Raw genomic sequence first — 12,196 nt, forward strand, 5'->3', positions numbered from 1 at the left:
CCAAAATCCGTCATCGCCGCAGCTCCGCCAGTATTTCGCAGGGCTAGACCAACGGCACCGTCCGGGCCCTCTTCCACCTGCTCTTTTACGTGCGTAGCTTCTCTGGCAGCAACCGACTGGCATGCACACGTCGCCATTCCAGCGCATCGCCCTCTCCCCCACCGAGCAACACCGAGCATCACCGAGCCCTCGGAGGCACGCCATGCCCGTGCACAGACCTGGATCGGTCCGCCCCCGGCGCCTCTTCCTCGCCGGGATCCTGCTCGCAGCCTTCTCCCTCCTGTTCACCGTCCCCGCCAACGCCGCCGACACCCCCGCCCGCGGCTCCGCCCACATGGGCATCGGCGTCGTAGCGCATGACGGCCAGGGCGGCCTCCCCGCCGACACCCGTGCCACCCAGACCGAGGGCGTCGACGTCGCCAGCTACCAGGGCAACGTCGCCTGGTCGACCCTGTACAGCAGTGGCGTCCGGTGGGCCTACACCAAGGCCAGCGAGGGGACGTACTACACGAACCCGTACTTCGCCCAGCAGTACAACGGCTCCTACGACGTCGGCATGATCCGCGGCGCCTACCACTTCGCCACCCCGGACACCACGAGCGGCACCACCCAGGCCAACTACTTCGTCGACCACGGCGGCGGCTGGTCCCAGGACGGCAAGACGCTGCCGGGCGCACTCGACATCGAGTGGAACCCGTACGGCGCCTCCTGCTACGGCAAGACCCAGAGCGCGATGGTCACCTGGATCCGCGACTTCCTGAACCAGTACAAGGCCCGTACGGGACGCGACGCGGTCATCTACACCGCCACCAGCTGGTGGACCGAGTGCACCGGCAACTACGGCGGCTTCGCGTCCAGCAACCCGCTGTGGATCGCCCGGTACGCGTCGACCGTGGGGACACTGCCGGCGGGATGGTCGTACTACACGATGTGGCAGTACACCTCGTCCGGCCCCACCGTCGGCGACCACGACAAGTTCAACGGCGCCCTGGATCGGGTGCAGGCCTTGGCCAACGGCTAGTGCAGCCCGCTGTCGGCCGGGGGTCCGGGGGTTGTCCCCCGGGAGACGCAGCAACGGCGCCCTGGATCGGGCCGTCGCCCTCGCCAACGGCTGATCCCCCACACGCACGCATGGCGAAGACCCGGGCCTCCCTCACGAAGGACCCGGGCCTTCCCTTATCCGGTCGCGTCCGTCACGCCGCCACCGGAACCTCCGACGCCGCCCCGTTGGTGGCCGGGGACAGTGCCAGTTCCAGGACCTGGCGGACGTCCGTGACGGCGTGGACGTCGAGCTTGTCCAACACCTCCGCCGGGACGTCGTCCAGGTCGGGTTCGCTGCGCTTCGGGATGATGACGGTCGTGACGCCCGCCCTGTGTGCGGCCAGCAGCTTCTGCTTCACGCCGCCGATGGGGAGGACGCGGCCCGTCAGGGAGACCTCGCCCGTCATCGCCACGTCCGTGCGGACCAACCGCCCGCTCAGCAGCGACGCGAGCGCCGTCGTCATCGTGATGCCCGCGCTCGGGCCGTCCTTCGGCACCGCGCCCGCCGGGAAGTGGATGTGCACGCCCCGGTCCTTGAGGTCGCCGACCGGCAGTTCGAGCTCCGCCCCGCGCGAGCGCAGGAAGCTCAGCGCGATCTGTGCCGACTCCTTCATGACATCGCCCAGTTGACCCGTCAGCGTCAGACCCGCCGCACCCGTCTCCGGGTCGGCCAGTGACGCCTCGACGAACAGCACGTCACCGCCGGCGCCCGTGACCGCGAGACCGGTGGCGACACCGGGGACCGCCGTACGGCGCTCCGCCGGGTCCTGTGCCGACTCGGGCACGTGGTGCGGCCGGCCGATCAGGCCCCGCAGTTCACCGTCCGTCACGGTGAACGGCAGCTTCCGCTCGCCCAGTTCATGCTGGGCCGCGACCTTGCGGAGCAACCGCGCGATGGACCGTTCCAGCGTGCGGACGCCCGCCTCACGCGTGTACTCACCCGCGAGCCTGCGCAGCGCGCCCTCGTCGATCACGACCTCGTCGGCCTGCAGCCCGGCCCGCTCCAGCTGACGCGGGAGCAGGTGGTCGCGGGCGATGACGACCTTCTCGTCCTCGGTGTAGCCGTCGAGGCGGACCAGCTCCATACGGTCGAGCAGGGCCTCCGGGATGGCTTCCAGGACGTTCGCCGTCGCGAGGAACACGACGTCGGACAGGTCGAGTTCGACCTCCAGGTAGTGGTCGCGGAAGGTGTGGTTCTGAGCCGGGTCCAGGACTTCGAGGAGCGCCGCCGCCGGGTCGCCCCGGTAGTCCGAGCCCACCTTGTCGATCTCGTCGAGCAGGACCACCGGGTTCATGGACCCGGCCTCCTTGATCGCCCGCACGACACGGCCGGGCAGCGCACCGACGTACGTACGCCGGTGTCCGCGGATCTCCGCCTCGTCCCGGACGCCGCCCAGGGCGACCCGTACGAACTTCCGTCCCATCGCGTGCGCGACCGACTCACCCAGCGAGGTCTTGCCGACGCCGGGCGGGCCGACGAGGGCCAGTACCGCACCTCCGCGGCGGCCACCCACAACCCCCAACCCCCGGTCCGTACGGCGCTTGCGCACCGCCAGGTACTCGGTGATCCGCTCCTTCACGTCCTCCAGGCCCGCGTGCTCGGCGTCGAGGATCGCCTTCGCGCCCTGGATGTCGTACACGTCCTCGGTCCGCTCGTTCCAGGGGAGTTCGAGGACCGTGTCCAGCCACGTCCGGATCCACGATCCCTCGGGCGACTGGTCGCTGGACCGCTCCAGCTTGTCGACCTCTTTGAGGGCGGCCTCGCGGACGTTCTCGGGCAGGTCGGCGGCCTCCACGCGCGCGCGGTAGTCGTCGGACTCCTCGCCGTCCTGCTCGCCGTTGAGTTCGCGCAGTTCCTTGCGTACGGCTTCCAGCTGGCGGCGGAGCAGGAACTCCCGCTGCTGCTTGTCGACGCCCTCCTGGACGTCCTTCGCGATGGTCTCGGCGACGTCCTGCTCGGCGAGGTGGTCGCGGAGTTGCGTGGTGGCCAGCTTGAGGCGGGCCACCGGGTCGGCGGTCTCGAGCAGTTCCACCTTCTGCTCGGTGGTGAGGAACGGCGAGTAACCGGAGTTGTCGGCAAGGGCGGACACGTCGTCAATGGCCTGCACCCGGTCCACGACCTGCCAGGCGCCGCGCTTGCGCAGCCAGGCGGTCGCAAGAGCCTTGTACTCCTTGACCAGTTCGGCGACGTGGCCGGGCAGCGGCTCGGGCACGCTCTGCTCGACACGGGTGCCCTCGACCCAGAGGGCGGCACCCGGGCCCGTGGTCCCCGCACCGATCTTCACCCGTCCCCGGCCGCGGATCAGCGCACCCGGGTCGCCGTCGGCCAGCCGGCCGACCTGCTCGACCGTGCCGAGCACACCGGTGCCGGCGTAGGTCCCGTCGATGCGTGGCACCAGGAGTACCTGCGGCTTGCCCGGCGTTGAACGGGCAGCGGCCTGAGCGGCCTCCACCGCGGCCCGTACGTCGGTGTCGTTGAGGTCCAGCGGAACCACCATCCCGGGCAGCACGACCTCGTCGTCGAGCGGCAGCACGGGCAGGGTGAGCGGTGTGGATACGGAAGCCATTGATCTCCCCTTTGGCAGTCAAGTTGAGCTATGCCGACTCAATGCACATGAGCCTCCGATTGTTCCCCGACCCCCGTTCGCTCTGAGCGATCAGGGAAAGAGGGAGGGATGACGGGCTGGCCACCGACCACTGTCTCGGTAATACTCATTCACATACAGTGACTATTACCTAGAGGTGTCATGGACGAGCTCGTACAGGCATGGGTGGACGGGTGGGTCGTATCGCGCGGGGCCGCTCCGCCCGTGGTCGAGCCCTGGGGGTGCACCATCGACATGGGGCAGGCCCACCACGTCTCACGGCATGTCCTCGGCGCCGTGAACGACGCCGTCGAGGAGGCCGCCGTCCGGAAGGTCGCGGACGCGGTGACCGGGGCCGGGGTGTGGCTGAAGGTGTTCACCGATCCGGCGGTGGTCGGGCCCTGGCTCGGAGCGGGCTGGTGGATCGACCCCGAGGACGGCTACCTGATGTCGGTCCCGCTGACGGCGGCCGGGGACACCTCACCCCCGGCCGGGTACCGGGTGCGCGTCTGGACCGCGGGTGGAGTCACGCGCATGCTCGTCGCCGCACCCGACGGCTCCCTCGCGGCCCGCGGCCAGGTCGCCCCGACCGGCCCCACCGCGGTCTTCGACCAGATCGAGACCACCCCCGCCCACCGCCGCCGGGGCCTGGGCAGCCTCGTCATGCGCACGCTTCAGCACGCCGCCGCCGGCCAGGGCGCGGAGACCGGCGTACTGGGCGGCACCCCGGCCGGACGGGCGCTGTACGAGTCCCTGGGCTGGCGGGTCCACGCCCTGCTGACCAGCGCCAAGTTCACGGGGCCGGAGGGCACGGAGACGTAGCCGGGACGGCCGTACGACAGCCCGGGGCACCGCGTGGCATCAGAGCTGAGGTGGGTCGGGCATATGGACCGGCATCACTCCGAGGACGAGGTTCTCCAGAGCCTCGGGCATACGGCCGAAGCGGGCCGGCCGGCCGGCGACGAGATACAGCTCGCCGTGCTCGTCCAGGCCGAGGAAGAAGCGGCCGTGGTCGACTTCCCCCAGCGGAGCGATGCGGCGGCCGATCTCCTCGCCCCAGTCGCCGAAGCGGTCGTCCTCGCCCAGCGCGAGCAGGGGGTCGAGTTCGAAGGCTTCCCGCGCGCTGGTGATCCCGGAGCCGCCGCTGCCGACCGTCAGCCCGCCGAACTCCCGCAGGAATTCCTCGGCGGCGGAATGGATGTGAAAGCCGTCCGCTTCCAGGCGCTCTCGCCACGCTGTCGTGTCGACGCTTCGCCCTGGATACCAGCCGGCACCCCGCAGCACCGCCTCCACCTCGGCCGACCAGACATGCGGCCCCTGCGTCCGCGCGACCTGCCGGTCGCGCACCAACCGGGCTGCGAACGCGGCGGCCTCCGCGGGATCAGCCGTCTCCAGAGCGACGCGCTCGCCACCGACCGGGCGGCCCTCCACCAGGTAGGTGTCGGGCCGGGCGAACATCGCCGGGAGCGGTTCACGGCCCCACTCCTCCCAGCTGTCCGATGCCGAAACGCCGAGCTGCCGCATCGAGATCCACGGATACATCGCGCTCAGCAACGGCTCCCGCCTGGCCGCCTGAATCAACAGCCACAGGGACGGCGAGGACCGGTCGCCCTCGGCGGACCGCGGACGACATGCCTCCTGGAGCTCCGCCCAAGCCTGCGCATGGCTCCTCTTCACACCGTCAGCTCCCATGGCCCGACGATGCGGCACCTTCTCCGGCATCGTCAACGACGGGTGTGCCCCGGGGCTCCGGCTGCGGGGCCGGGAGCGCCCGTCCCAGGTGTGCGAGCGGGGACAGGGCCATCAGCGCCGGTGACAGCAGCATGCCCGTGGCCGTCATCAGGAGGCTGGTGCGCAGCCCCCACTCCTCCGCGAGAAATCCGCCGAACAGGGAGCCGAGCGGGGCCAGCCCCATGCCGACAAACGTGATCGTCGCGGCCGCACGGCCTTGCATCCCATCCGGAGTGACGGTCTGCCGGACAGCCATGACCGAGACGGATACCAATTGGCTGGAGATCCCGAACACGAAGCTGACCACGAGAAGCGCGGGAACCGTCACCGCCGAGGAGCCGTGCAGCGCGGCCACACACATGAACACGCCGTCGCCAAGCGCCGCCGCGGACACGAGCACCACGCCATAGCCGAACCGGCTCGGCAGACGGGCGGCCAGCATCGAGCCCAGGAGGGCGCCCGGCCCCGTTGCCGCAAGCGCCAGCCCGACGGCGGTTCCCGACAGGTGCAGTTCCCTCGGCAGGAAGAGCAAATAGACGGTCATCATGGCCGCGAAGGCGAACTGGAAAGCGGCCGAGGCGAGGCACACGGTCCGCAGCAAAGTACTCCCGATGACGAAACGGAGGCCCTCATGGATCCGCCGCCAGACCTGTGGGGGACGTTCCGAACGCTCCGGGATCGATTCGATCCGACGGATCCGTCGGATCGACAGGAACGACAACGCGAAGAACAGCGCGCCGGACGCGGCAGCGATCGGCGCCGACAGCAGGGACACCAACGCACCGCCGAGGGCGGGACCGCCGATCTGCGCCGCGGACCGGCTGCCCTCCAGCGCGCTGTTGCCCTGCACCAGCTGATCGCGTTCCACCAGCCGCACGAGAGACGCCTGGTAGGCGACATCGAAGAACACGGACAGGGCCCCGACGGCGAAGGCGACCACCAGCAACGCGGGAAGGCCGAGCCAACCGAGCAGGCCGGCCACGGCGGCGGCGCCCAGTGCCAGGGTCCGGCCGACATCGGTCAGCACCATCACCGTGCGGGTCCGCCACCTGTCTACCCACGCGCCGACGAAGAGCGAGAGCAACAGGATCGGCGCCTGCCCCACCGCGCGGAGGGCGCCCAACTGCCCGGCACCGGCGTCGAGCGTCAGGACGGCGAAGAGCGGCAGGACCAACAGACCTGTGTGTTTGCCGAGTTGGGAGGCTGTCTGACCGATCCAGAGCCTGCGGAAGTCGCCGTCCCGCCACAGACTTGACGGAACAGGCCGACCGGAATCGGATACAGCGGAACCAGATGCGGAGGAGGAAGCGGACGGCACGGGTACCCCTTGGGCTGCCGACAACGAGGCCCGTCACCTGGCGCGCAACAGGTGCGCCCACGGTTCGGGCAGGGGAAAGACTCGCTGTACCGCACCATCAAGGGCAGCACGCGATGACTGGCCGCTCACGGCCTACGACGTCAACGCGTGCTCGGACGACCGGGCATGTCCTTCTCTCCTCGTGGGTCACTCGCCGCACCCGGACACTAACCCTCGGCGGCTCAGCGCGAAAGACGATTTCGGGTTGTGGAGGGCAGCAGGTAATCGCGGATGAACGCCCTTGGGTCGATCTCCTTGTTGACGCTGTTGTCGCCGGCGCTCTCGCTGGTGTTCTGGCTGGTCACGAGCACGATGTCCGCGCTGGGGATGACGTAGACGAACTGCCCGCCATAGCCCCAGGCAAAGTACGTCGGACGTCCCGAGATGGTGTCCGTCCACCAGCCCTCGGAATAGGCGAACGTGTCGTCGACCTGTGTGGTCCGGGCCTGTGCCGCCCGCACCGCGCCAGGTGGCACGAGCGGCCGGCCGTCCCACTTGCCGTCGTGCAGGTAGAGGAGGCCGAACTTGGCCATCTCCCGTGGCGTCAGATAGACGTTGTACCCGCCGGAGAAGATGCCTTGCGGGTCACGGCCCCAGTGCTCGGCCGTGACACCCATCGGTCCGAACAGGTGCCGGTGGGCGAACTGGCAGGTGCTCATGCGCGTGGCCTTCTGCAGCACGGCCGAGACGACGTGCGTATTGCCGCTGCTGTAGTTGTACGTCGCGCCGGGGGCGGATACGAGCGAGCGGCCGAGAATCTCCTGGACCCAGTCCGTCGACGCCTTCTCGACCTGGCTCTCGGTCGAGTCCTCGGTCCAGTCGAGACCCGACCTCATGGTCAGCAGATGCCGGATGGTGATCCTCTTCTTGTCCGGCGACTCCGGCGACTCCGGCGACGCATTGCCGAAGTACTCCGGCAGATAGTCGGCCACCGGGTCGTCCAGGCTTCCGATGTAGCCCTTCGCGATGGCGATGTGGACCAGCGCCTGCAGAATGCTCTTCGACACCGAGTGGACGTTGTTGCTCTGCGCTGCGCCACTGCCGTGGTAGTACCGCTCGGCCACGAGACGGTCGTGCCGGATGACCAGCGCGCTGAACAGCGACGCGTTGTTCCCGAGTTCGGTCAGCCCCGTACGCAACAGGGTGGAGTCCATCCCCTGCTCCTCCGGCGCGGTCGATGACAGATCCGCACCGTCGTCCCGGGGATCCGTGTACGTCGGATTGCTCTCATAGAACGTCCGGCCGTCACCTGCGATCCGGGTGCAGTCGACGGTCGCCGTCCTGGCCGTCGACGTTGCCGACTCGGCGCACCCGGCCAACGCGAGGAGCGGGAGTATCGGCACCACCCAAGCCGTCCGCCACGATCTCTGCTTTCGCGATCTCATGACCGGCTTCATCCTGATCCCACCACCCTTCCGGGCACCGTATCCAGGACGGTGGAGTCGGGCGGTGACTTTCCGTGGATCGGCCCATCGGCCTCACGAGAGCGGCTCAAGCCGGACGACCTTGCCCTGACTCCCCGCCGAAAACCCCCGCGCATCCCGTGACCAGGCCTGCCATGATGCGCGGATGATCGCCCCGATACTCCCGGTGGTGCCCGCCGGCCGCATTGCGGACAACGCTCAGCCGGTGCTCGACCTGCCCGGAAACGGCAACGGCAGCGACAACGACACCGGCGGCCTGGAACTCCGCCCCTGGCGCACGACGGACGCCGACGCCCTCGTCGCCGCGAGTCACGACCCGGCCATCAGCCACTGGAACCTCCTGCCCGCGCTGTCCGAGGACGAGGCACGCGCGCGTATCGAGCGCATGCACGAGCGCTGGACGGCGGAGACGGCCGCGGTCTGGGCGATCGCCCGGCCGGGTGGAGGGGAAGTCCTCGGCCTCGCCGCCTGGATCGGCATCGACCTCACCCGCGGCAACGCCGAGATCGCCTACTGGGTGCTGCCCGCCGGCCGCGGCGCCGGTATCGCCGTCGAGGCCGCCCGGCGCCTGACGCGCTGGGCCCTGGACGACCTCGGTCTGCACCGCCTCACGCTGTGCCACTCGGTGGCCAACCCGGCGTCCTGCCGGGTCGCGGAGAAGGCCGGTTTCCGGCTGGAGGGCACCATGCGCGGCGCCCTGCTGCACGCCGACGGCTGGCACGACGACCACCTGCACGCGCGCGTACGAGGGGACGAATGACCATGAGCACGGCAGACGTACGGACCCAGGCCGACCTCCTCGCCGCCTACGACGACCAGATGCGCGGCGCTCCCCCGAACCCGCCCGCGGGAGTGACGTACGAACACGACGGGCCGCTATTGCGGATCGTCGGCCAGTTCCGCGGGTTGGTCAGCGGGCCGCGTGACCTCGGCGTGGCGGGCGACGCGTTGGACGGGCTGATCGCCCGGCAGCGGGACTTCTTCGCGGCGCGCGGCGAGGCGGTGGAGTGGAAGACCCGGGCCCACGACGTCCCTGCCGACCTCACCGACCGGCTCCGCGCGGCGGGCTTCGTGCCCGAGGAGCAGGAGACGGTAATGGTCGGCCGGGCCGCCGAGATGGCCGTAGGACAGCCTGTGCTGCCGGACGGGGTCGCGCTGCGCCAGGTCACCGAGGACGCGGACATGCGCCGTATCGCCGCGATGGAGTCGGCGGTGTGGGAGCAGGACTGGAGCTGGCTCGCCGAGGACCTGATCGGACGGGTGGCCACCGCTCCGGGCGAGATCGCGGTGTACGTCGCCGAGGCGGGCGGCGAGGTGGTCTCCGCGGCCTGGCTGGTGTTCCGCGCGGGCACGGAGTTCGCGGGCATGTGGGGTGGTTCCACGCTCGCCGGGTGGCGGGGCCGGGGGATCTACCGCGCGCTCGTCGCCGTACGGGCCGAGCTCGCCGTCTCCCGCGGGGTCACGTATCTGCAGGTGGACGCCTCCGACGACAGCGCGCCCATCCTGCGGCGGCTCGGCTTCCACGCGGTGACGACGACCACGCCGTACGTCTGGACGCCACCGAGCCCATAGCCCCCGGCACTGCCACGGCATCGCAAGGTCTCCGCCACGCTTCCGCAACGGTATTCACAGGGAATGCCCGCACACTGCAAGCTCGTTCACAGCTTGTGCGACCGTGAAAACGGTGATTTACGGGGACTTGGGGAACACGATGACCGAGGGACAGCCGGGGCCGGAACGCCGACGGGGACCGGGACGGCGTGCGGTGATCGCGGGGGCCGCGGTGGTGGCGACGGGGGCCACGATTCCCGTGGTGACAAAGGCGATCGACAGCGGGGACACTCCCCCTGCGAGCGCCCCGCACACGGCGGCCCCGGTGGCGAGCCGCGCCACCTCCCCGACCCCGACCCCCACTCGCCGCGCCCGCTCCGACAAGCGCCCCAACATCCTGCTCGTCCTCACCGACGACCAGCCGAAGGAGACGGACTGGGCGCTGCGGCAGACCGCCGACTGGCTCGGCGGCAGCGGTGTCACCTTCGCGCGGGCGCACGCCAACACCCCGCTCTGCGCGCCCTCGCGCGCCTCGATCATGTCGGGCCGGTACGCCCACAACCACGGCCTCCTCGACACCCGCCACCCCGCCCACCTGGACCAGCACACCACCGTGCAGCGGCAGTTGCACGAGGCGGGCTACCGCACGGGCCTGTTCGGCAAGTACCTGAATTTCTGGCGCCCGGGCACCAATCCGCCCCACTTCGACGAGTGGCTGCTCCAGGAGCCGGTGGCCTACTACAACGGCCACTACAACAACAACGGCACCGTCCGGAACATCAAGGGCTACAACACCACCGTCATCAAGGACCGCGCCCTCGACTTCATCGACAGGTCCCGTACGGACGACCGGCCCTGGTTCGCGTACGTCGCCACGCGCTCGGCGCACGAGGTGAACATCCCGGAGACGAAGTACGCCCACGCGCGCGTGCCCGACTGGGACGGCCGGCCGTCGGTCTTCGAGAGCGACAAGGCCGACAAGCCGCCCTTCCTCCGCAAGGCGAACCACTCCTTCGAGCAGGGGAAGGCCCTGCGCGAGCGCCAGTTGCGGACCCTGCTCTCGGTGGACGACGCCATGCGCGACTTCCACGACAAGCTGCGCGCGCTCGGCCAACTCGACAACACCCTCGTGCTGTTCACCAGCGACCACGGCCTGTGCTGGGGCGACCACGGCTGGCTGCGCAAGTCGGTGCCCTACCGCCCGAGCCTGGAGGTGCCGTTCCAGCTGTCCTGGCCGGCCGGCGGCTTCACCGGAGGAACCGACGACCGTCTCACCGGCCACGTCGACATCGCCCCCACCTTCCTCGATGCGGCCGGCATCACCCCGGACACCCCGCACGACGGCCACTCCCTGCTCGACCGCGGCAACGACCGCGACCACCTGCTCGCCGAGTGGTGGTGGAACCGCCAGGACAAGCAGCCGATCCACACCTGGGCGTCGTACATCGGCAAGTCCGAGCAGTACACGGAGTACTACCGCGGCCGCCTTGACGCCGACGGCCGCCCGAAGGGCAGTGGCAAGGTGATCTTCCGCGAGTACTACGACCTGCGCGCCGATCCCTACCAGCTCACGAACCGGTTGCATGGCGCGAGCACGGCGGAGGAACGGCGGCTGGGGGTACCGGGGTTGGCGAAGGGGCTGGCGGCGGCGCGGCTCAGCTGACCCGGGTGGTGCGCGGGCGCTCGTGCGCCGCCCGTGTGCTCCCTTTTCCCCTACGGCAGTTGCTGCCGTCGCAACCTCACGCGGCGCGGCCGGCGTTTGGTGGACGTGATGCCATTGGCGGCCGCGCCTGGGAACCCTGCGGCCCGAACGAACGACCACCACCGAGGCCGCATGACCACCTATCCCGGGTGCCGGTCCTGCACCGACCCACCGACCGGTCCGGCGTCCGGCGAGGACGATGCCGCACCCTGCGACAGCCATCTGGTGCACGCGATGGCCGAGGGCAGCAGAGAGGCGTTCTCCGAGCTGTTCACCCGGCACGCGGGGCATGTGTTCGCGCACCTGCTCACCCGCGGCTTCCCGGCGGAGACTGCCGAGGACGCCGTGCAGGAGGCGTTCCTGACCGCCTGGAAGAGCGCGTCCGGGTTCCACGAGGGGAACGCCGTGGGCTGGCTGCTGCGGATCGCGTACTGCCGTGCCGTGGACCAGGAGCGGGCGCACGGGCGGACCCGGGCGGTGGCGAACCGGGCCGGTGATCAGCTGTCCCCGTCCTCGGCCGTCGCCCCGTCCGCCGAGGACTGCCTCCTCGCCTCCTCGGCCCGCTACACGTCCCTGGCGGTCGCCCTGGCCGGCCTCCCGACCCGCTACCGCGAGGTCATCGAACTCCGTTACGTCCACCAGCTCTCCGTCCGCCAGACCGCCCAGCGTCTCGGCGTACCGGAGAACACGGTGAAGGCGTGGGCGGCGCGGGGGTGTGCGCGGCTGCGGGAGTGGCTGCTGGTGGAAGGGGGTGAGGAGGATGACGACGGTGAGCGGAGGGTTCCCCGGCCTCGGCCTTAGGGGG

The 12,196-nt window shown here is 70.3% G+C and carries 10 protein-coding genes; 6 read left to right on the forward strand and 4 right to left on the reverse strand.

Going from position 1 to position 12,196, the window contains the following annotated elements:
- Positions 1-202 precede the first annotated feature (202 nt).
- Positions 203-1,021: a lysozyme gene (locus IG08_RS0106115; protein WP_030597146.1), complete on the forward strand. Its 819-nt coding sequence runs from the start codon at positions 203-205 to the stop codon at positions 1,019-1,021.
- A gap of 172 nt (positions 1,022-1,193) precedes the next feature.
- Here the strand turns inward: IG08_RS0106115 and lon are convergent, their stop codons facing one another.
- Positions 1,194-3,608 carry an endopeptidase La gene (gene lon, locus IG08_RS0106120; protein ID WP_030597149.1) on the reverse strand — a complete coding sequence of 805 codons (2,415 nt, stop codon included), beginning with the start codon at positions 3,606-3,608 and terminating at the stop codon, positions 1,194-1,196.
- A 180-nt stretch (positions 3,609-3,788) separates the two neighbouring features.
- Here lon and IG08_RS0106125 point away from each other — a divergent pair, with 180 nt between their 5' ends.
- Complete coding sequence (locus IG08_RS0106125) at positions 3,789-4,448, forward strand: GNAT family N-acetyltransferase (protein WP_030597152.1); 660 nt, start codon at positions 3,789-3,791, stop codon at positions 4,446-4,448.
- Positions 4,449-4,487: 39 nt separating this feature from the next.
- Here IG08_RS0106125 and IG08_RS0106130 read toward each other — a convergent pair whose 3' ends face one another.
- The 3 genes from IG08_RS0106130 to IG08_RS0106140 form a co-directional block, all read right to left on the reverse strand.
- Positions 4,488-5,318: an SUKH-3 domain-containing protein gene (locus IG08_RS0106130; protein WP_199820810.1), complete on the reverse strand. Its 831-nt coding sequence runs from the start codon at positions 5,316-5,318 to the stop codon at positions 4,488-4,490.
- Positions 5,308-6,675 (reverse strand): MFS transporter, encoded by a 1,368-nt coding sequence (locus IG08_RS0106135; protein ID WP_078655462.1) that lies wholly within the window; start codon positions 6,673-6,675, stop codon positions 5,308-5,310. Before IG08_RS0106135 ends, IG08_RS0106130 begins: the two co-directional genes overlap by 11 nt.
- 221 nt (positions 6,676-6,896) lie before the next feature.
- On the reverse strand, positions 6,897-8,060 hold the full coding sequence (locus tag IG08_RS0106140; protein ID WP_030597162.1) for a serine hydrolase domain-containing protein: 1,164 nt from the start codon (positions 8,058-8,060) through the stop codon (positions 6,897-6,899).
- A gap of 223 nt (positions 8,061-8,283) precedes the next feature.
- On the opposite strand from IG08_RS0106140, the gene IG08_RS0106145 reads away from it, so the two are divergent.
- From IG08_RS0106145 to IG08_RS0106160, 4 genes are all read left to right on the forward strand, one after another.
- On the forward strand, positions 8,284-8,898 hold the full coding sequence (locus IG08_RS0106145; RefSeq protein ID WP_030597165.1) for a GNAT family N-acetyltransferase: 615 nt from the start codon (positions 8,284-8,286) through the stop codon (positions 8,896-8,898).
- A gap of 2 nt (positions 8,899-8,900) precedes the next feature.
- A complete protein-coding gene (locus IG08_RS0106150) occupies positions 8,901-9,710 on the forward strand; it encodes a GNAT family N-acetyltransferase (RefSeq protein WP_030597168.1) in 810 nt (269 codons plus the stop codon).
- Between the two features lie 241 nt (positions 9,711-9,951).
- Positions 9,952-11,352 carry a sulfatase family protein gene (locus IG08_RS0106155; RefSeq protein ID WP_234342813.1) on the forward strand — a complete coding sequence of 467 codons (1,401 nt, stop codon included), beginning with the start codon at positions 9,952-9,954 and terminating at the stop codon, positions 11,350-11,352.
- Between the two features lie 171 nt (positions 11,353-11,523).
- Positions 11,524-12,192 carry an RNA polymerase sigma factor gene (locus IG08_RS0106160; protein WP_052424497.1) on the forward strand — a complete coding sequence of 223 codons (669 nt, stop codon included), beginning with the start codon at positions 11,524-11,526 and terminating at the stop codon, positions 12,190-12,192.
- Positions 12,193-12,196: the final 4 nt, after the last annotated feature.

This window comes from Streptomyces fulvoviolaceus (assembly GCF_000718165.1).
In the GTDB taxonomy this organism is placed as follows: Bacteria; Actinomycetota; Actinomycetes; order Streptomycetales; family Streptomycetaceae; genus Streptomyces; species Streptomyces fulvoviolaceus.